Origin of the sequence: Pseudonocardia autotrophica, assembly GCF_003945385.1 — a bacterium.
Classification (GTDB): Bacteria; Actinomycetota; Actinomycetes; order Mycobacteriales; family Pseudonocardiaceae; genus Pseudonocardia; species Pseudonocardia autotrophica.
The window spans coordinates 3,884,394-3,903,387 of record NZ_AP018920.1; the positions used below are offsets into that span (position 1 = coordinate 3,884,394).

Below are 18,994 nucleotides of genomic sequence, written 5' to 3' on the forward strand. Positions count from 1 at the left end.
CGTGCTCGGACTGGGCATCGTTGCCGGTCTCCTCGTGGTGGGTCGGTCGGGCCGGGACTAGTCGTCGAGGTTCTCCCGGATCCGGCCGGTGAGCTCGGAAGCGTCGACCTCGTGCACGCTGCCGTCCGGGCCGGCCAGGTCGAGGGCGTGCGCTGCGGCGTGGCCCATCGCCGCGCACGGGCCCATCACCCGCACGCTGGACAGCGCCGCCGCGTCGCCGTCCACGCAGCGGCCCGCGGCCAGCACGTTCGACGCGTCCGGCGGGGTCATCGAGCGCAGCGGCACGTAGTGCAGGTGATCGGGGCCGAACGTCTCCCAGACGTAGCCGTCCGGGGTGTCGTGCAGCTCGATCGGCCAGGCGGTGCGGGCCACCGAGTCCGGGAACCGGGTGCCGGCCCGCACCTCGTCGACGGTGAGCTGGTGCACCGCGGCGAGCCAGCGGGTCTGCCTGCGTCCGGGCAGGCCGTAGGAGCGCACGGTGGCCTTGCCGAAGACCTCGGGGAACTCGGCCCGCAGGAACTCGACGACGCGATCGGCCTGTGCCTTGCCCTCCAGCTGCGCCTCGGCCGCCGCGACCGGATCCAGCGGGGCCTCGATGTGGGTCATGTTCAGCACCGCGGTGTCGCGGCCGGGGAAGTAGAACGCGAGGCCGTCCCGGCGCCGCAGGCCGTACTCGTCCGCCTTCGCCGCGACCCGGCCCGCCAGCTCGGCGGGATCCGGGGCGGCGCCGGTGTCCAGGTGCTCGACGACGAGCTGCTGGCTGCCGTAGATCTCGCGCTCCGGCAGCCGGCACGCCAGCCCCGCGGCCCAGCACAGCGCGGCGTCCCCGCTGGCGTCGACGAAGCCGGACGCCCGGACCTCGACCGAGCCGTAGCGGGTGGCGAACCGGGCCGCGTGCAGCCGGTCGCCGTCGCGCTCGACGCCGGTCAGGGTGGCGTTGGTGAGCACCTGGATGCCGTGCCGGCGGACGGTGTCCTCGACCCAGCGGCCGAGCCGGACCTCGTCGTAGCCGACCGTCACCGTGTGCCCGACCCGGTAGAACAGGTCCCCGGCCGCGTCCAGGTCGGTGAAGATGCCGTCCAGGATCCCGTGGGTCAGCTTGCGGTGCTCGGGTGCGTTGCCGAAGACCCCGCAGAACAGTCCGATCAGCGAGTTCACCATCTGCCCGCCGAGTACCGGCGCGGCGTCGACGAGCACCACCCGCCGGCCGAGCCGGGCGGACTCGATGGCGGCCGACAGACCGGCGATTCCGGAGCCGACGACGCAGACGTCGGTGGTCACGGCGTACTCCGCCGGATCGCCCGCGCGGACCGGGGCGTCCCGGACGACGGTGCGCACCGGCAGGTCAGTGAGCGGATGAGGCATGGCTCACACGCTAAGCACGCCGCGGGCGGCCCGGAAATAGAGCTTCCGCCTGACGGATCATCGACCGGACAGATAGTGCCTGCTCAACGGGCACTGCTCGACGGTCCCGGCGACCTCCACGATGAGATCGCGGAACCACCGGTGCGCCGGATCGGCATCGAGATCGGAATGCCACCAGAGTCGCTCGGCGATCGGCCCCGGCTCACCGGGGCAGGCCAGCACGGCCAGCCCGAGCCGGTCGGCGACCTGGCGCGCCAGCCGCTCCTGCAGCAGCGCCACCCGGTCGGTCCCGACCACCAGGTAGGGCACCGACAGGTAGCTCTCGACCCGGACCCGGATCTCCGGCTCGAGTCCGAGCCGGTTCAGCTGCCGGGTCATCGGCGCGGACGCGGACATGCCCCGGTCCGGCGCGAACGGCACCACCCAGGGCATCGCGGCGAGCTCGTCGAGGGTCAGCGCGCCGGCCGCGGCACTCGGGTGGCTCGCGTCGACGACGCACACCCAGCGATCGGAGAACAGCCCGGTGGAGCGCAGCTCGGGCCGCTCGAACCGGATCGCGTGCGGGGCGATCATGCCGTCGATCAGCCGGATGGTCTCGCCGATGTCGGCGGAGAACGACTCGCGCACCAGCCGCAGCCGCAGCTCCACCCCCGGTGCCCGGGCGGCCAGCGCCGAGGACAGCGCCGGGCCGAGCACCGCGATCGTGTAGTCGGCGACCAGCAGGGTGAAGCCGCGCCGGGCCGTCGCCGGGTCGAACCGGTGCCCGGTGTCGAACAGCCGCTCCGCCGCGGAGCAGACCCCCTCCACCTGGTCGACCAGCTGGGCGGCCAGCGGGGTGAGCACGTAGCCGCCGGGACGGCGGGCGAGCAGCTCGTCGTCGAAGTGCCGGCGCAGCCGGGACAGCGCGGCGCTCGCGGCCGGCTGTGAGATGCCGATCCGGGCGGCGGCCCGGGTGACGTTGCGCTCGCGCAGCAGCTCACGCAGCGAGACGAGCAGGTTCAGGTCGAGATTGGCGAGCCGGGCGGTCGGGGCGGTCATCCGGGGGCTCGTGTCCACGACTCGCGGACGTTATCCGCGGGCGGTCCGGAGAGTCAACCAGCCTTACATCCGGTGGCCAGGAACTGCAGCACCCGGACTCGCAGCACGGCGGCGGCCGCCGGATCATGATCAGGCGACGCCGGCTCCGCGAACAGGTGCCCGTCGCCGGGGTAGAGCGCCAGCTGGGCGTCCGGCACCTCGGCGACCAGCGCGCGTGCCGCCGCCGCGTCACCGTCGCCGGTGAAGTACGGGTCGTGCTCGGCGGCGTGCACCCGGACCGGCACACCGGGCGGCCACCCGCCGAACTCCGACGGAGGGATGCAGGCGTGGCACAGAACGGCGCCGCGGGCGCCCGCGCGGGTCTGCGCGAGCTGCTGCGCGGGGACGACACCCAGCGAGAACCCCAGGTAGACCTGCTCGGGAGGCAGGCCCGCGACCGCGAGCGCGGCCCGCTCGACGACTGTGGGGAAGCCGATCGACTGCGCGTGCGCGACACCGGCCTCCACCGTGTCGAAGGTGCGGCCGTCGAACAGGTCCGGCACCGTCACCGTGTGGCCCGCGGCGGTGAGCTCGGCGGCGAACCCGCGCACCCCCGGTGTGCGGCCCAGCGCGTGATGCAGGACGACGATGTCGGCCATGAGTCCCTCCCGGTCGGCAGTTCGGGACAGTATCGGCAGTTCGGGACACCAACAGTCAGCCGGTGCGGCGACCGGTCCACTGCGGCTCGACAGCGGCCCAGTCCAGCTCCCAGGCGCGGGCGAACCGACCCGCCGTCCAGCGGAACGCGAGGAATCCCGCGCCCACCACGAGGACACCCCACAGCACGACGGTCATGAACCCCGCGCCGAAGCCGACCGTGGCCGCGTCCTCCGCGGTGGCCGGTGGGCTGGTCAGCGCGCCGTTCCGGTCGACCCAGACGGTGACCCGGTCGCCGACCTCGTGCAGTCCGGCCGTGGACGACGGGCCGGTCCGTTCCGTGCCGTCCGACGCGGTCCAGGCGACGGTGACGGCCTGCATCCCGGCCTGCATCTCACCGATCGGGGTGGCCCGCTCGGTCACGACGGCCTCGGTCTCGGTCCGCTCCGATGCCTCGGCCATCCCGCGCTCGGCGACGGCGCCGGACGCGGCCGAGCCGGCCAGCCAGGCCACGACGAGGCCGATCGCGAGGAGCAGCCCGAGCCCGACGGACAGCAGGTCCTCCCAGCGGGCGGCGCTACGCCGCAGCCGGTCGGCGGGCCCGGTCACCGGGGGTGCCCCGGCCCGGCCGTGGTCGTCCGCAGTACGCATCGAATCTCCTCGCAGGGCTCTCCTGGCCCGCCGGCACGCGGCGGCCACGGTCGTGCTCGCTCCGTCGAGGAGTACCCGCGCCACGGCACCACTACAGCCGGTCGGGACGAGGATCACTGCGTGAAACGGTGCACAACTCACCCTGGTCAAGAGGTCGGAGTGGGCGCCTGCAGCTGCCCCGCAGCATGATCGGCGGCCACCGCCGCGGGTGTCAGCACGACCACCGGGCAGCGCGCGTGCTGCAGGCAGGCGGCGCTCACCGAGCCGAGCAGCATCCGTCCGAGCCGCCCACGGCCGTGTCCGCCGACCACGAGCAGCGCCGCCCCCTCGGCCGCCCGGCACAGCTCGGCGGCGACCGGCCCCTCCCGGAGCTCGGCCGCGGCCGGGGAGCCCGCCACGTCCGCGGCGAGTGCGGCCTGCTCCGCCGCGCGCAGCTCGGCGAGCAACTGGTCCACCGGCAGCACTGCCGGATCCCACACCCGGACCGCGCGGACCGCGCGGCCGGTCCGCGCCGCCTCGGCCACCGCCCACCGCAGCGCGGCCCGGCCGGAGGCCGACCCGTCGACACCGACCACCACCGAGCCGGTTCCCCCGGCTGGCGCGGCACCGGGGGCGCGCCGCGGCTCCGGAACGCCGACCGCGGACGTCCTGGTCTCGGCCGGCACGAAGCCCTCGCCGTTCCCGGGCGGGACCGGCGCCAGCAGCACCGGGATCCCGGCATGCTCGACGATCGCCGACGCCGTGCTCCCGAGCAGGTCGCCGTGACCGGTCGAGCTCGCCCCGACGACCAGCACGGCGGTGCCCGCGGCCGCCTCGACGAGCGCGACGGCCACCGCCCGCCCGACCCGGGCCGGCGCCGCGGCCGGTGCCGGGACGACCACCCTGCGCACGACGGCGGGATCGTCCGGGCCGGGTGCGGCGCCGACGGTCACGGCCACCACGGGGCGATCGGGCAGCACCCGGCGGACCAGCGCGAGTGCGGCGCGGGCACCGGGCGAGCCGTCCCAGCCGACGGCGACCTCGTTCCCGACCTGTCCGTCCATGGCCGCTCCCGTCCGCGTCTCCCCCGGCTCATCGTGGCCGGTCCGGCGCCCCGGCACAGCAGGACGACGGCCCGGCCGGGGCGGGACCTCCGGCCCACCCGCGCGCACCCCGACCGCACTCCGCCGACCCGGCACGCCGCAGCAGAACGGGCCGGGTCACCGAGGGTGTCCCCCGTGGCCCGGCCCGTGTGCGGGGACCGTCAGCTCGTGCTGGCCGCCCGCTTCGGCAGCACCCAGTTCGGGCGCGGGAAGTGGCAGGTGTAGCCGTACGGATACTTCTGCAGGTAGTCCTGGTGCTCCGGCTCGGCCTCCCAGAACTCGCCGGCCGGCTCCACGTCGGTGGCCGCCCGGCCGGGCCAGAGCCCGGAGGCGTCGACGTCGGCGATCGTGTCGAGCGCGACCTGCCGCTGCTCGTCGGTCACGTGGAAGATCGCCGAACGATAGCTGCGGCCGATGTCGTTGCCCTGCCGGTCCTTCGTCGTCGGGTCGTGGATCTGGAAGAAGAGCTCCAGGATCTCCCGGTAGCTGATCTGCTCCGGGTCGAAGACGATCTCGACGGCCTCGGCGTGGTCACCGTGCCTGCGGTAGGTCGCGTTCGGCGTGTTCGGGTCGCCGGAGTATCCGACCCGGGTGGAGACGACGCCCTGGCGCTTGCGGATCAGCTCCTGCACTCCCCAGAAGCAGCCGCCTGCGAGGATCGCGGTCTCGGTCATCTCAAGGCCTCCTGTTTCGGGTTCGCCTCGCACAACAGTACGTCCGAACCGGTTGTTCCGTCCTGCACGACCGTCCGGTTCGGGGACCTTCGCCCCTGGATGCGGCGCATCTGCCGACGGACGCTGGAGCCGGCGGCTCACGATCCTCCTCCGGGTCGGGCCGCCCGGGCCGGTTCGCCCCCGTCGAGCCACCGCCCCCGACCCGGCGCGGGCGGGCCGGCCCGCATCGGGCGTCTCCCAGGTCCCGCACAGCATCCGGTGCCATGATCGGTCCGAGCGAACAGCACCCGGGGGGGCGTCCATGGCAGCCGGCACGGTCGACACGCCGCAGGAACGTGGGCTCACCGCCTCCCAGGTCGCCGGGCAGCGCCGTGCTGGGCGAGTCAACACTGCTGTGTCGGGCGGCTCCCGCAGCTACAGCTCGATCGTGCGGACGAACGTCTTCTCGTTCTACAACTCGATCCTGCTCTCCATCGGCGCGATCCTGCTGGTCATGGGCCGGTACGACGACGCGCTCATCAGCGTCGGGCTCGGCCTGATCAACGCGGTCGTGGGCGCGGTGCAGGAGGCCAGGGCTAAGCGCCGGCTCGACGCCCTCCAGCTCCTCGACCAGGCCGACGTCACCGTCGTCCGGGACGATGCCGAGCAGCGGATCCCGGCGGCCGAGGTGGTCGCCGGCGATCTCCTGGTGGTGCGGGCGGGTGACCAGATCGTCGTCGACGGGCCGGTGCTGGCCGGGCACGCCGAGGCCGACGAGTCACTGTTGACCGGCGAGTCCGAGCCGCTGCCGAAGGCGGCCGGCGACGTGCTGCGCTCGGGCAGCCGCTGCACGGCCGGAGAGGTCCGGCAGCGGGCCGACGGCGTCGGCTCCGACTCCTACGCCGGGCGGCTCACCCTCGACGCCCGTCGCTCCACCACCGATCCCACCCCGTTGCAGCGCCGGATCGACCTCGTGGTCCGCCTGACGATGGCACTGGTGGTACTGATGAGCGGCGCGATCCTCGCGCAGGCGTTCCTGGAGGGCTTCTCACTGCTGCGGGTCGTGCAGATCACCGCGGTCCTGTCCGGGCTGGTGCCCTACGGCCTGTTCTTCCTGATCGCGGTTGCCTACACCCGCGGCGCGGCCCGGATCGCCGCGCAAGGTGCGCTGGTGCAGCGGGTGAACGCCGTCGAATCGGTCACCCATGTCGACGTCGTGTGCACCGACAAGACCGGCACGCTCACCACCGGGGCACTACGCCTCGACGAGCTCGTGCCGCTCGGCCCGGCCGATCCCGAGCCGCCGCTGGCCCGCTTCGCGGCGTCGGTCTCCGACCCGAACCTCACCTCGGCAGCGCTGGCCGCGGCGCTGCCCGGCCGCCCGCGGGAGCTGCACGACGAGATCGGATTCACCTCGGTCCTGCGCTGGTCGGGTCAGGTCACCGCTGCCGGCGCCTGGGTACTCGGCGCCCCCGACGCGCTGGCCCCGTACCTGGAGACCGCGCTCCCCGACGACGCCGTGACCGCCCGTGCCGGGCGCGGCCTTCGCGTTCTGCTGTTCGCCCGCACCGCCGATCCGGCTGCCGGGCTGCGGACCCCCGACGGGTGCCCGTCGCTGCCCCGGCTGGAGCCGATCGCGCTGCTCGCGCTGGCCGACGAGCTGCGCCCCGAGGTCGTCGACAGCATCACCCGGTTCCGCGAGAGCGGGGTCACCGTCGCGGTGCTGTCCGGGGACGATCCACGCACCGTCGCCGCCCTGGCAGTGCAGGCGGGTCTCGATCCGGGCGAGCCGGTGGCCGGCCCGTTGCTCGACGAGCTGGACGACGCCGGACTCGAGCGGCTGGTCGCCCGCACGACGGTGTTCGGCCGGGTCACCCCCGAGCAGAAGGAGCGGATCGTCGCCGCTCTGCGCCGGCGCGGCAGCTACGTGGCGATGCTCGGCGACGGCGTCAACGACGCCCGTGCGCTGAAGGGCGCGCACGTCGGCGTGGCGATGCGCAGCGGGTCACCGGTCACCCGCGGGATCGCCGACATCGTGCTGGTCGACGACTCCTTCTCGGCGCTGCTGCCGGCCCGCGCGGAGGGCAGGCGGATCATCGACGGCATCGCGCTGTCGATGTATGTGTTCCTCTCCCGGGTCGCCACCCAGGGCCTGGTCATCCTCGCGGTCACGATGCTGGGACTCGGCTTCCCGTACTCCCCGACCCAGGTCGGGCTGACCCTGCTGACGGTGGGCGTCCCGACCTTCTTCCTCACCCTGTGGGCGAAGCCCACCGAACCGGATCCGGACCTGCTCGGCAACCTCACCCGCTTCGTGATCCCGGCCGCGGTCGTCACCGCCGGGATCGGCACAGCCGTCTACACGGTGCTGTACCAACAGATCCTGAACGGCTTCAGCAGCGGGCGGACCCCGGCGCAGGTGCTGGCGCAGTTCCACAGCTACACCGGCCTGACCTACGGCGAGGACGCCGGCTTCACCGAGGCGGCCGCCACCATCGGGGCCCAGACCGGCCTGTCGACGTTCGTCGGCCTGGCCTCGTTCGTGCTGATCCTGTTCCTGCTGCCGCCGCACCGGTTCCTGGCGGCCTGGACCCGCCCGGTCGCCGACCGGCGCCCGGCGTGGCTGGTGCCGGCGCTGGCCGCGGCGTTCGCCGGGGTGCTGTTCACCCCCGCGCTGTCGTCGTACTTCGGACTGACCGGGGCGGCGTGGCCGGTGTTCCTGGTGGTGCTCCCGGCGCTGGTCACCTGGTTCGCCGTGCTGTGGGTGACCTACCGGTTCCGGATCATGGACCGGGTACTCGGCCTCGACCGGCTGCCCGGGCGGAGCTGAGCAGCCCTCCCGATCAGCCTTCGGAGGTGCCCGGCTTCGCCGGCGCCGCCGGATCCGCAGGTTCGGCCGGAGCACCGTCGTCGGGCTGCCCCGACACCGCCACCGCGCCGTTGCCGGTCCCGGCCTCGACGGCCGCGGTCCGCTGCTCGTCGTCGGCCTGCTCGGCCGGCTGCGCGGCCTCGTCCTCTGCTGCCCCGTCCGCCGGGCCGCCGTCCGGCGGCTCCTCGGCGAAGCGCTGGTCGTGCCGGTCGATCTGCTCGCCCAGGTAGCGCAGCATCACCGCGGCCACGGCCGCGACCGGCACCGCGAGGAACGCCCCGGCGATCCCGCCCAGCGAGCCGCCGGCGGTCACGGCGAGCAGCACGACCGCGCCGTGCAGCTTGAGGCTCTGTCCCTGCAGGAACGGCTGCAGCACGTTCCCCTCGACCTGCTGCACCACCACGATCAGCACCAGCACCAGCACCGCGGTGGTGAAGCCCTGGGTGACCAGCGCGATCAGCACCGCGAGCGCACCGGCGACGAAGGCACCGACGATCGGGATGAACCCGCCGAGGAAGGTCAGGATCGCCAGCGGCAGTGCCAGCGGCACGCTGAGCAGCACCAGGCCGATCCCGATGAACACCGCGTCGATCAGGCTGACCAGTGCCTGCACCCGGATGAACCCGCCGAGCACCGCCCACATCCGGGACAGCACCTCGGTCAGGTGCCCGCCCGCGGTGCGGCCGGTGATGGAGGTGAGCCACGGCAGGAAGCGCGGGCCGTCCTTGACGAAGAAGAACGTCAGCACCAGCGCCAGCACGACCGCCAGCAGGCCGGAGGCGATCGTCGAGACGCCGGTGAGTACGCCGCCGGCGATCGCGCTCGCACTCTGCTGCAGCTGCGTGGTGACCTGCGCGACGAGCTCACCGATCTGGCCCTCGCCGAGGTTCAGCGGCGGCCCGGAGATCCACTCCTGGATCTGCGCCAGGCCGGCGACCACCCCGTCGACGATCTGCTGGGACTGCCCGATCACCGACGGCGCGATCGCGACGAACAGCCCGGTGATCGCGCCGATACCGACCAGCAGCACGACGATCGACGCCAGTGCCGGTGGCAGCCCGTGCCGGATCAGCCACGCGGCAGGCGGACGGAGCACCGTGGTGAGCAGGATGGCCAGCAGGACCGGCCAGGCGACGACCCAGAAGCTGCCGATCACGTAGCCGATGAGGACCAGCCCGACCGCGATCAGCGCGAGCCGCAGGCTCCAGGCCGCCATCCAGGTCAGTCCGTTGCCGATCAGCGTCCCGCGGCTGGCGAACGAGGTCACCGGAGCGGGGCTGAGCACCGATCCGCCGGCCGGGTCCCTGCGCGGAGAGATCCGCCCGGTCCCCCGGACGGCCGGTTGCGACCGCGACTCCATCTGCCCACCCCGTTCGTACCCTGGCCCGTCCCCGACGGGCGCTGTGCGGCGCAACCCTAACGGCGCCGGGACGCGGCCGCCGGGATGCGCGCCGTGACGGGCCCGACACACCCCCGCAGGCCCCGGCCCGGAACCGGGACCTGCGGAGACACCGGCTACTTCAGGGCGGCGTAGAGGGCACCCTCGAAGTTCCCGTAGAGGGTCAGCGCGCCCTCGTCGATGAAGGGCAGTGAGTTGGTGTAGATCGAGGCGCAGATGCCGGTGCTGCGGTCGACCCAGAAGTGGGTGTTGAACAGCCCGGCCCACGCTCCGGTGCCGGCCCGGCGGGCGCCCGGGACGTCGGCGGTGTTGAGCAGCAGGCCGTAGCCCCACTTGAAGCCGGGGCCGGGGGTGAACGTCGCGCTGATCGCCGGATCGGCGGTCGGGATCTCGGCCGGGAAGTCGAGATCGCCGATCTGGTTGCTGAACGCGGCGTCCACCGTGTCCTGGGACAGGATCCGCTCGCCGTCGAGCTCGCCGCCGCGCAGCAGGGCCCGCTCGAACCGGATGTAGTCGCGCGGGGTCGAGTAGAGGCCGTGGCCACCGGCCCACCAGTCCGGCTCCTGTGGGAGCAGCTCGCCGGCCGACGCCCAGCCGCCGCCCTCGGCCGGGACGTGCACCGAGACGACGTTGGCCTTGCGGCCCTCGTCCAGCAGGAACATCGTGTCGTTCATCCCGAGCGGGCCGGTCACCCCCTCTTTGACCAGCACGTCCAGCCCCTTGCCGGACACCTTCTCGGCGACCTTCCCGAGCCAGTCGGTGTTGATGCCGTACTCGAAGGTGGTGCCCGGATCGGCGAGCAGCGGGGCCCCGAACGCCCCGGCGCCGCCGAGCACGTTCGGGGTCCCGGTGACCTGCTCGAAGCGGGCGAGCTTGTCGTTGAAGAACCAGTAGCCCAGGCCACTGGTGTGGGTCATCAGGTTCTTCACGGTGGCCCGGGCACCGGCCGGGCGCAGCTTCGGGGTGTCGCCGTCGACGCTCTCCAGCACCTGCAGGTCGGCGAACTCGGGCAGGTAGGTGTCGACCGGCGCGTCGAGCTCCAGCTCGCCGCGCTCCACCAGCTGCAGCGCCACCGTGGTGGCGACCATCTTGGTCATCGACATGATCCGGAACTGGGTCCCGGTGTCGACGTCGCCGGACTCCCCCACCGTCCGCGGGCCGGCGCCGCCCTCGTAGATGATCCCGTCGCGGTCGGCCGCGATCGCCGCGACGTGCGGCACCGCGCCGTCCTGCACGGCGGTCCGCAGCAGCTGGTCGAGCGCGCTTCCGTCGATCTTGTTCGCCATCCGGTCCTCCACGACCCTCGCAGTGACGTCGAGCCCTCGATGTGACGTGAGCCACGGGCACCTTCGGCGTCATCCTGGCCGATCGGGACGCCGCCCGCCCCCCTCCAACGGGTGGGTCGGCCCACCCCCGGAGTGCCGTGGCAGGAATTGATGGACCCGTGTCCTTCCTGCCCCTGTCGGCTTCCGCGGGCCGGGCGGATCCTGGTCACAGGCGGTTGGGAGCACACACCGCCGCACGTCGAACCGTACGGAGGTAGTCCTGTGTGGACCCAGATCATGTTGCTCGCGACGCTCGTCGTCGGTTCCGCCGCGACCTTCCGCGAGGTGCTGCGCGGGCGCCCCCGCCGGTTACGGACCCGGCGCGGCTACGACACCCGATCACCGTCGCTGTGAGGTCCGCGCGCGGTGACCCGGACCAGCTCCCGGGCCCGTGCCGGATCGACGGCGGTGTGCCAGCTGCCGGCCGGGTACTCGACCACCAGCGGCCCGAGGTTGCACGGGCCGAAACAGCCGCACGGGGTGACCTGCGTCGAGGTCCCCTTCGCCTCGTCGGAGAGCGCCCGGTGCGTCGCACCCGCGCCGTAGACCAGGCAGCGCGGGCCGCGGCAGACGAACAGGTGCCGGTCCGGCACGTCGAGCACCGACCATGACGGGCTGGCGAACCCGCCCGCCGAGACGGTGACCGGATCGCCCGGCTCGGCGGACAACTCGACGACGGCGTCCGCGGCGAACCCGGTCAGCCCGGGCGCGACCCGGACGTCCGGCCCGGCCGCGGCGGACTCGGACGAGGCCTGCCAGTGTGCGACTGCCCGCCCGATCCACGTCGTCAGGTAGCGGTCGGCGGGCACCGCGAGCCCCACCAGCAGGACGGCGGGTACTGCCTCCGCGGTGAGGGCGTCGAGCACCGCGGGCACCGACGGGTCCTCCTGGTCCAGATGTGCCACCCGGACCGGCCCCGGCACCCGGGCGGCGACGGCGGCTGCCAGGCGGGCCAGCGAGCGTCCGTCCACCCCCGACGGGGTCGGCCGGGCCACCAGCACCAGCGCCCGCTCGGTCGTCTCAGGCATGTGTCTCCTCCGCTCTGCCGTCCCGCATCACCAGCATCCGGTCGGCGTAACCGGCGAGCCGGTCCCGATCGTGACTGACCACGACGATCGCGGTCCCGGAACCGGCGAGCGACCGCAGCAGCGCGGTGATCGCGTCGGCGGTCGCGACGTCCAGGCTCGCGGTGGGCTCGTCGGCCACCAGCAGCGCCGGCCGGGCGGCGAGCGCGCGGGCGATCGCGACCCGCTGCGCCTGGCCGACCGACAGCGTCGCCGGGCGCCGGTCCGGATCGATCCCGGCCAATCCGACCCGCTCCAGCATCTCGGCCGCGACCGCCCGGGCGGCGGCACGGCCGGGGCGTTCCCCGCGCGCCCGCAGCGGCTCGGTCAGGGTCCGCCACAGCGGCCATCGCCGGTCCAGTGACGCGACCGGGTCCTGGAACACCGGCATCACGTGCCCCGGCCCGGCCCCGGGCAGCTCCACGGAGCCGGAGTCGGGACGTTCCATCCCGGCCAGCAGACGGGCCAGCGTCGACTTGCCGGAGCCGGAGCGGCCGACCACGCCGAGCACCTCGCCCGCGCGCACGGTCACCGACACCCCGTCCACCGCGGTCACCGGGCCGTAGCTGCGGACCAGGTCGGTGCCCCGCACGACGACCGTGCCGCCCGGTTCCTCCCGCACCGGCCGCCGGGCCGACGGTGCGCCGGCACCGACGAGCTCGACGGTCGCCGGAGCCGACGGCGCCGACAGCAGCCGGGCCGCCGGACCGCGCTCGGCGACCCGGCCGCCGTCGAGCACCAGGACGTGCCCGGCGTGCCGGGCGACCAGCGACAGATCGTGGCTGACCAGCAGCAGCGCCCCGGAGCACCGCCGGACCAGTCCCAGCACCTCGTCGGCGAGCTCGGCGTCCAGCGCGCTGGTGGGCTCGTCGGCCAGCGTCAGCGGCGGGGAGTGCGCGGTCCCGGCGACGATCGTGGCGCGCTGCAGCATCCCGCCGGACCAGGTGTGCGGGTGCCGGGCGGCGCAGCGGGCCGCGTCGTCGATGCCGACCCCGCCCAGGTCGTCGACGACCCGGCCGGACGGCGGCGCCATCCGGTGCACCCGCCACGCCGAGTCGACGTGGTGGCCGACCGTCCGCAGCGGATCGCAGGCCGCGAACGGGTCCTGCGGGACGTAGCCGATCGCGCGTCCGCGCAGGCCGCGCAGCTGTGACTCGGGCCGGCCGAGGATCTCCTGGCCGTCGACCCGCACGCTGCCGGTGGCGACCGCGCCGGCCGGCAGCAGACCGAGGATCGTCCGGACCAGCGTGGTCTTGCCGCTGCCGGACCGCCCGACCACCGCCCACCGGCCGCCGGGCGGGATCTCCAGGTCGACGTCGTGCAGGGCGAGGTGCCCGCCCGGGTACACGACGGAGAGGCCCCGCACCGACAGGGCACTCACCGGCGTCGCTCCGGATCGGTGACGTCGCGCAGCGCGTCGCCGACCAGCGTCGCGGCCGCGACGGCGAGCACCAGGCCCACCCCCGGCCCGATCAGCTGCCACGGCGCGGCGGCGAAGGTCTCCCGGCCGGACGCGAGCATGGTGCCCCATTCCGCGGTCGGCGGCTGGGCACCGAGCCCGAGGAACGACAGCGAGCCCAGCGCCAGCACCGCCTCACCCAGTCCGAGCGTCGCAGCGACCGACACCTGCACCGCCACCCCCGGCAGGACGTGCGTGAGCACGGCGCGGACCGGGCCGATCCCGGCCATCCGGGCGGCGACGACGTCCGGCCGGGACGCCGCTCCGCGGGCCACGCTGCGCGCGATCCGGGCCAGGCCGGCCCAGCTGGTGAGCGCCATCGCGAGGACCAGGTTCGCGTAGCCGGGGCCGAGGATCCCGACCACGGCCAGGGTCAGGACCAGCGTCGGGAGCCCGAGCAGCACATCGGTGAGCCGGGTGGCGACGGTGTCCACGATCCCGCCGACCGCTCCGGCGACGGTGCCGACGAGCAGCCCGATCACCCCGGACAGCGCCATCACCACCACGGCCGCCCCGAGCGAGCTGCGCGCACCCGCGACGGTGCGGGCGAGCAGGTCCCGGCCGGACTGGTCGGTGCCCAGCAGGTTCTCCGGCCCCGGCGGTGCGAGCTGACGGGTGTAGTCGGGCAGGTCCGGATCGGGCAGCAGCCACGGCCCGACGACCGCGGCGAGCAGCAGCAGCGCGGCGAACGCCAGGCCGACCCGGCCGGCGGGCCGTGCGACCAGCGCCCGGACGAGCCCGCGCTCGACCACCCGGACCGGCGGCTCGGCGACCGGGGTGAGGATCCCCGCCCCGGTCACCGTGGACTCCGCAGGCGCGGGTCGATCCACGCGCACAGCAGATCGATCACCAGGCTCGCCAGCACGTAGGTGACCAGCGCGACCAGCGTGAACCCGACGATCACCGGCATGTCCCTGGCGTTGATCGCCTCGACCGTGAAACGCCCGACCCCGGGCCAGGTGAACACGCTCTCGACGACCGCGGCACCGCCGATCAGGGCCGCGGTGCCGAGCCCGACCATCGTCAGGAACGGGGCGATCGCGTTCGGCAGCTGGTGCACCAGCAACCGCCGGACCGGCCCCGCACCGCGGGCCGCGGCGACCCGCAGGTGCGCCGCGGAGCCGGCTTCCAGCAGGCTGGTGCGCAGTATTCGGGACCAGGTCGCGACCGAGCCGAGCGCGAGGACGGCGGCCGGCAGGAACACGGTCGACCAGGTGCCGTCGGCGATCACCCGGCCGAGCCCGATCCGGACCACCAGCACGTCGATCAGCACCACCCCGAGCACGAAGCTCGGCACCACCAGCGCGCCGAGCGCGATCCCGCGCGCGACGGTGTCCGGCCACCGGCCGGCGCCGAGCGCGGCGACCGTCCCGAGCAGCAGCGCCGCCGCGACCGCCAGCCCGAGCGCGGTGACGGTCAGCCGCAGCGTGGCGGGCAGCCGGTCGGAGAACTCGGTCCCGACCGGGCGCCCGGTCCGCCAGGAGACCCCGAGATCCCCCCGGACCGCGTCGCCTGCCCACTGTCCGAACCGGACCGGCAGCGGATCGTCGAGCCGCAGCTCCGCGCGCACCGCGCTGACCGCGACCGGGGTCGGATCGAGGATCCCCCGCGCCTGCAGCACCCGCTGCGCCGGATCCCCCGGGGTGACGGCGAGCATCCCGAAGACGAGCGCACCGGCGGCGGCGAGGGTGAGCAGGGCCTGACCGACCCGGCGGAGGACGGCGAGCACGGATCAGCCGGTCGGTGCCGTGTCGTGCGAGACCCAGAGGTTGGAGCCCTCGATCTCGTAGCCCTTCCAGGCCGGCCCGGTCACGACGGCCGGCTTGCGCAGGCCGATGTAGGCGAGGTAGCCGCGATCGGCGATCCGCTGCTGGACCTGGCGCAGCAGGTCGTCGCGGGCGGTCGTGTCCAGCTCGACGGCGAGCCGGTCGATCATGGCGTCCAGCTCGGGATCGACGATGCCGCCGTAGTTGCGCTCCCCGTCGGTGCTGACGTAGCGGACCAGCGGGTACACGTAGTCGCCGCCGTAGGACATGAACCCGTTGCCCGCGATGGCGGAGTGCCAGGTCGTGGCCTCCTTCATCTCCGCGTCGAGATCGGGGACCTGGCGGATGTCCACGCCGATCCCCAGCTGCGCGAGCTGCGCCTGGAACGCCAGCGCGATGGTGTCCGAGTCGGGCTGCTGCGGGTAGGTGAGCACCGAGAACCGCAGCTCCTGCCCGTCGCGGGTGCGCGGCCCCTCGCCGTCCCGGGCCCAACCGGCCTCGTCGAGCAGCGCGGCCGCGGCCGCGACGTCGGTCGCCTGGGTCTTCTCCGCCCACGGCCGGGAGTCGGTGTACAGGCCGGTGGCGGGCAGGTAGAACCCGTTCATGACGTCGTTCGCGATGGAGTCGTAGTCGACCGCGGAGTAGACCGCCCGGCGGACCCGCTCGTCGTCGAACGGGGCCAGCTGCTGGTTGAGCACCAGCTGGAACGTCGGCCCGGTCGGCTCACCGGTCACGTAGAAGATGTCGTCGCGGTCCTGCAGGGTCGGCGCCGACGACGTCGACGGGTACAGCGCGATGTCCGCCTCGCCGGACTGGACCGCCTGGATCCGGGCCGAGGCCTCCGGCACGAACCGCACGGTCACGGCGCTCAGCGCGGGTGCGCCCTTCCAGTGGTCCGCCCGCGGCGAGAGCTGCGCGACGGCCCCGTCGAGCGAGTCGACGACGTAGGGCCCGGTGTAGATCCCCGCACCGACCAGTTCGGACGCCGGAGCCCCCGAGTCGCGGTGCGCGCGGTACGCCGCGACGTCGTAGACCGGCAGGATCGACTCGTCGGCGAGCAGCGCCGGGACGCGCGGAGCGGGCTCGGCGGTGGTCAGGGTGACCTGGAGCGGACCGGTGGCGGCGGCGCTCGCACCCGGCAGGGCGGCGGCCAGCGACGCGTTCTCGGCCAGCTGGAAGGTGATCAGATCGGCGAGCGCGTCGGCGTCGAGCACGGTGCCGTTCACGAACGTCGCGCCCTCGGGGAGGGTGAGCTCCCAGGTGGTCGGTCCGGTCGAGGTGAGGTCGGTCAACACCCACGGGGTCGGCTCGCCCGCCCGGTCCGGGCGCATGAGCAGCTCGACGTAGCCGAACTCCGGCCCCCAGAACGCGTTCTCCAGCGGGTCCAGGTCGTCGATCGTGAAGCCGGTGGCGAAGGTGAGGGTGTCCGGTGCGTCGCCGCCGGCCTCTCCGCCGGTGGTCTGCACGCATCCTGCGGTGAGCAGGACCGCGGTCGCGGCCACCGCCAGCCGGGTCAGGGTACGTCTGGGCGTCACGGGTCCTCCTGCGCTGCTTCGGGCGGGCCGCGCGCACCGGATGAACCGGATGATCACGACCGATCGACAGGAGTCCTACCTGACACATGAACGGTTGTACATATGGAGTGATGTTCACCGCGCGGCTGCACCGGTGCCACCGGACGACTTCCCGGCGCACGGCGTGATCACTGCGGCCCGCTGCGTCGCATCCCGACGCCCCGGCCGGATCGGGGCCGACGCCCCGGATCAGGAGGCGGCGAGGCCGGCGATCCGGGCCGCGACGTCGTCGAGGTGCCCGCTCATGTCGCGCAGGTCGTCCGCGGCCGCCCCCAGCAGGCCGGCGTCGCGCAGTGCTGCGCCGGCGACACAGTTGCGCGCCGCGCCGGCACCGGCGGTCAGTCCGGCCGCCCAGGACGCCTGGGCGCGGGCGTCCGGGATCGGCGGGTAGGCGCGGGCCGTCGCGACGTCGTCGCGCAGAGCCCGGCAGGCCTGCCCCATCGCCGCCAGATCGGGTCCGGAGCCGGCCCGGGCGATCGCGTCGAGATCGTCGGCGATCCGGGTGACCCGGACCTGTCCGCCACCGTCCCGCCACTCGGTGATCGCGGCGCCGGCGGCGGAGACGGACGAGATCGGCGCGCCGGCCCGGTCCGCCGCCACGACCACGCCGGTGAAAACGGCGAGCAGGCCGGCGATCCCGGCGACCAGCCCGGCGCCGATCAGCCGCGACGACCGCTGCCGGGGCAGCAGCGCCTCCGGGAACCCGGGCAGCCCACCGTCGCGATCGGGACCGGCGGCCGGCTCCACCGGACGCGCCGGGAGCACGTCGGGCGCGGCGTGTCGCGGACGGTACGGCGATTCCGACCGATTCACCGGCTGCACGACGCACCTCCTCCCGCTCGCCTCCGATGCCGGTTCATCGCCCTCCGACCTGCACCGTTAGCCACCCGCGTTGGAGTTCATCAGTCCTGGTGACCCTGATCACCCGTCCGTGCCGCGTGTTCGCCTGATTGATCGGAAACATATGTTTCATCCTGAATGTACGTTTGGGAGGTAGCGTCGCGCCGGCGACTGTCGTGACCCGACCCCGGAGCGATCAATGCAGATCACCGAACGACCGACATCCCGCCACTGGAGACTGCTGGCCACCGGAGCCGCAGCTGCACTGGCCCTCACCGCATGCGCCGGCGCTCCCGCCGGCGACGACGCCGCCCAGGCGGACGGAACGACAGCCGGACAGGCGGCACCGATCACCGTCTACTCCGGACGCTCCGAGAGCCGGGTCCAGGAACTGCTCGAGCAGTTCGAGAACGAATCCGGTATCCCGCTCGACGTCCGTTACGGCGACACCGCCGAACTCGTCGCGCAGGTGTTGGAGGAGGGCGAGGCCGGCCCGGCCGACGTCTTCTTCGCCCAGGACGCCGGGGCACTCGGCGCATTGTCCGAGGCCGGCCGGCTGATCCCGCTCGACGACTCGGTGCACGAGGGGGTCGTGGACGGCTACGTCGCCGACGACGGCTCCTGGACCGCCACCTCGGCGCGCGCCCGCGTGATCGCCTACGACTCGCAGGCGCTGACACCCGAGGAACTGCCGCAGAGCCTCGACGATCTGCTCGACCCCCGCTGGGAGGGCCGGATCGGGTTCCCGCCGGGGAACTCGTCGTGGAACACCTTCGTCACCGCGGTCCGGCTGGACCGGGGTGACGACGGTGCGCGGCAGTGGCTCGCGGACTTCGACGCGCAGAACCCGGAGCGGTTCAACAACAACCACGGCGTGATCGACGGGATCGAGAACGGCCAGGTCCAGATCGGACTGGTCAACCACTACTACATCTACTCCAAGATGGAGGAGCTCGGCGAGGAGAACCTGCGCACGCGCAATCACCACGTCGGCGGCGACCCGCTCGGCCTGGTCAACGTGGCCGGTGCCGGGGTGATGGACACCGCGGACGATCCGGCCCGCGCCCAGGAGCTGGTCGCGTTCCTGACCTCGGAGGTCGCCCAGCAGTACTTCGTCGACACCTCGGGTGAGTACGCGGTCCGGTCCGGTATCACCTCGACGGTCTACGACATGCCCGACATCACCGAGCTGGAGCAGCCGGACATCGACCTGGCCGATCTCCGCACGCTGGAGCAGACCCTGGAGATGCTGCAAGAAGCCGGCATGAGCTGA

General features: G+C 73.9%; 17 protein-coding genes. 3 read left to right on the forward strand and 14 right to left on the reverse strand.

Features of this window, described 5'->3' with window-relative positions:
- Nucleotides 1-57 precede the first annotated feature (57 nt).
- The 6 genes from Pdca_RS18140 to msrA form a co-directional block, all read right to left on the reverse strand.
- On the reverse strand, nt 58-1,365 hold the full coding sequence (locus Pdca_RS18140; RefSeq protein ID WP_085911197.1) for an FAD-dependent oxidoreductase: 1,308 nt from the start codon (nt 1,363-1,365) through the stop codon (nt 58-60).
- Nucleotides 1,366-1,422: 57 nt separating this feature from the next.
- Nucleotides 1,423-2,403: a LysR family transcriptional regulator gene (locus tag Pdca_RS18145; RefSeq protein ID WP_085911198.1), complete on the reverse strand. Its 981-nt coding sequence runs from the start codon at nt 2,401-2,403 to the stop codon at nt 1,423-1,425.
- A 53-nt stretch (nt 2,404-2,456) separates the two neighbouring features.
- Entirely contained in the window at nt 2,457-3,041 is a 585-nt protein-coding gene (locus Pdca_RS18150) for a dienelactone hydrolase family protein (RefSeq protein WP_085911199.1), read from the reverse strand.
- A 55-nt stretch (nt 3,042-3,096) separates the two neighbouring features.
- Nucleotides 3,097-3,690 carry an Rv1733c family protein gene (locus Pdca_RS18155; RefSeq protein WP_085911200.1) on the reverse strand — a complete coding sequence of 198 codons (594 nt, stop codon included), beginning with the start codon at nt 3,688-3,690 and terminating at the stop codon, nt 3,097-3,099.
- Between the two features lie 146 nt (nt 3,691-3,836).
- The gene (locus Pdca_RS36105) at nt 3,837-4,733 is read right to left on the reverse strand and encodes a universal stress protein (protein ID WP_085911201.1); all 897 of its coding nucleotides are present in this window, start codon (nt 4,731-4,733) and stop codon (nt 3,837-3,839) included.
- A gap of 200 nt (nt 4,734-4,933) precedes the next feature.
- Nucleotides 4,934-5,446: a peptide-methionine (S)-S-oxide reductase MsrA gene (gene msrA, locus Pdca_RS18165; protein ID WP_085911202.1), complete on the reverse strand. Its 513-nt coding sequence runs from the start codon at nt 5,444-5,446 to the stop codon at nt 4,934-4,936.
- 301 nt (nt 5,447-5,747) lie between these two features.
- On the opposite strand from msrA, the gene Pdca_RS18170 reads away from it, so the two are divergent.
- Nucleotides 5,748-8,255, forward strand: coding sequence for an HAD-IC family P-type ATPase (locus Pdca_RS18170; protein ID WP_085911203.1), 2,508 nt, complete (start codon nt 5,748-5,750; stop codon nt 8,253-8,255).
- A gap of 13 nt (nt 8,256-8,268) precedes the next feature.
- Here Pdca_RS18170 and Pdca_RS18175 read toward each other — a convergent pair whose 3' ends face one another.
- Both Pdca_RS18175 and Pdca_RS18180 read right to left on the reverse strand, forming a co-directional pair.
- Nucleotides 8,269-9,561, reverse strand: a complete 1,293-nt coding sequence (locus Pdca_RS18175; protein ID WP_232021038.1) for an AI-2E family transporter — start codon at nt 9,559-9,561, stop codon at nt 8,269-8,271.
- A 248-nt stretch (nt 9,562-9,809) separates the two neighbouring features.
- The gene (locus Pdca_RS18180; RefSeq protein ID WP_085911281.1) at nt 9,810-10,979 is read right to left on the reverse strand and encodes a serine hydrolase domain-containing protein; all 1,170 of its coding nucleotides are present in this window, start codon (nt 10,977-10,979) and stop codon (nt 9,810-9,812) included.
- Between the two features lie 261 nt (nt 10,980-11,240).
- Between Pdca_RS18180 and Pdca_RS37580 the strand changes: the two genes are divergently transcribed.
- Nucleotides 11,241-11,372, forward strand: a complete 132-nt coding sequence (locus Pdca_RS37580) for a hypothetical protein (RefSeq protein ID WP_269462800.1) — start codon at nt 11,241-11,243, stop codon at nt 11,370-11,372.
- On the opposite strand, the gene Pdca_RS18185 is transcribed toward Pdca_RS37580, so the two are convergent.
- The 6 genes from Pdca_RS18185 to Pdca_RS18210 form a co-directional block, all read right to left on the reverse strand.
- The gene (locus Pdca_RS18185) at nt 11,345-12,046 is read right to left on the reverse strand and encodes a (2Fe-2S) ferredoxin domain-containing protein (RefSeq protein ID WP_085911205.1); all 702 of its coding nucleotides are present in this window, start codon (nt 12,044-12,046) and stop codon (nt 11,345-11,347) included. The two genes, Pdca_RS37580 and Pdca_RS18185, sit on opposite strands and share 28 nt — an antisense overlap.
- Entirely contained in the window at nt 12,039-13,463 is a 1,425-nt protein-coding gene (locus Pdca_RS18190; RefSeq protein WP_085911206.1) for an ABC transporter ATP-binding protein, read from the reverse strand. The genes Pdca_RS18185 and Pdca_RS18190 overlap by 8 nt, the downstream gene beginning before the upstream one ends.
- Entirely contained in the window at nt 13,460-14,341 is an 882-nt protein-coding gene (locus tag Pdca_RS18195) for an ABC transporter permease (RefSeq protein WP_232021040.1), read from the reverse strand. The genes Pdca_RS18190 and Pdca_RS18195 overlap by 4 nt, the downstream gene beginning before the upstream one ends.
- Nucleotides 14,338-15,270, reverse strand: a complete 933-nt coding sequence (locus tag Pdca_RS18200; RefSeq protein WP_197719754.1) for an ABC transporter permease — start codon at nt 15,268-15,270, stop codon at nt 14,338-14,340. Before Pdca_RS18200 ends, Pdca_RS18195 begins: the two co-directional genes overlap by 4 nt.
- 3 nt (nt 15,271-15,273) lie before the next feature.
- Nucleotides 15,274-16,842, reverse strand: a complete 1,569-nt coding sequence (locus Pdca_RS18205; protein WP_085911207.1) for an ABC transporter substrate-binding protein — start codon at nt 16,840-16,842, stop codon at nt 15,274-15,276.
- A gap of 228 nt (nt 16,843-17,070) precedes the next feature.
- Nucleotides 17,071-17,703 carry a hypothetical protein gene (locus tag Pdca_RS18210; protein WP_085911208.1) on the reverse strand — a complete coding sequence of 211 codons (633 nt, stop codon included), beginning with the start codon at nt 17,701-17,703 and terminating at the stop codon, nt 17,071-17,073.
- Nucleotides 17,704-17,920: 217 nt separating this feature from the next.
- On the opposite strand from Pdca_RS18210, the gene Pdca_RS18215 reads away from it, so the two are divergent.
- Nucleotides 17,921-18,994 (forward strand): extracellular solute-binding protein, encoded by a 1,074-nt coding sequence (locus Pdca_RS18215; RefSeq protein WP_085911209.1) that lies wholly within the window; start codon nt 17,921-17,923, stop codon nt 18,992-18,994.